This window comes from Oscillibacter valericigenes (assembly GCF_021531915.1).
Classification (GTDB): Bacteria; Bacillota; Clostridia; order Oscillospirales; family Oscillospiraceae; genus Oscillibacter; species Oscillibacter valericigenes_A.
Genome location: NZ_JAFBIV010000057.1, coordinates 1 through 336, shown reverse-complemented (window position 1 = coordinate 336; position 336 = coordinate 1). Strand labels below are relative to the sequence as shown.

The window sequence follows — 336 nt, the reverse complement described above, 5'->3', positions numbered from 1 at the left end:
CGGAAGCTCTGGAACCCTTGTTGTCCATTCCAAAGCGGGTATGAAATTCGTAGGCGCCGTAATAAGTAAGCTGTGTCCTGCTGCGCTCGTCTTTCTCCTCTCCCGGCACCCAATAGGCTCCGGCCTGATGTGCTGCCAGGAAGCACGCCGCGCTCCGATGGAGCCGCAGGGTCTTTTTCCAGTCACCCTGACCGCTGGCCGGCGACAGTTCATGGGACAGGATTACCTCTGCATGAGCGGGTGATTCTGCCTGGATATGTTCCATCCCCTTTTTCGTCAGGCTCAGCGAGCGGACGACATGATTATCATAGTCACGAAATTTCCGCTCCTTCAGAT

1 protein-coding gene is annotated in these 336 nt (G+C 56.0%); it reads right to left on the bottom strand.

Annotation, left to right across the window (positions count from 1 at the left end; all coding sequences use genetic code 11):
* Positions 1-265: hypothetical protein (locus JQM66_RS12490; protein WP_235230187.1), on the bottom strand; the 265-nt coding region annotated here is incomplete at its 3' end.
* Between the last annotated feature and the right edge of the window lie 71 nt (positions 266-336).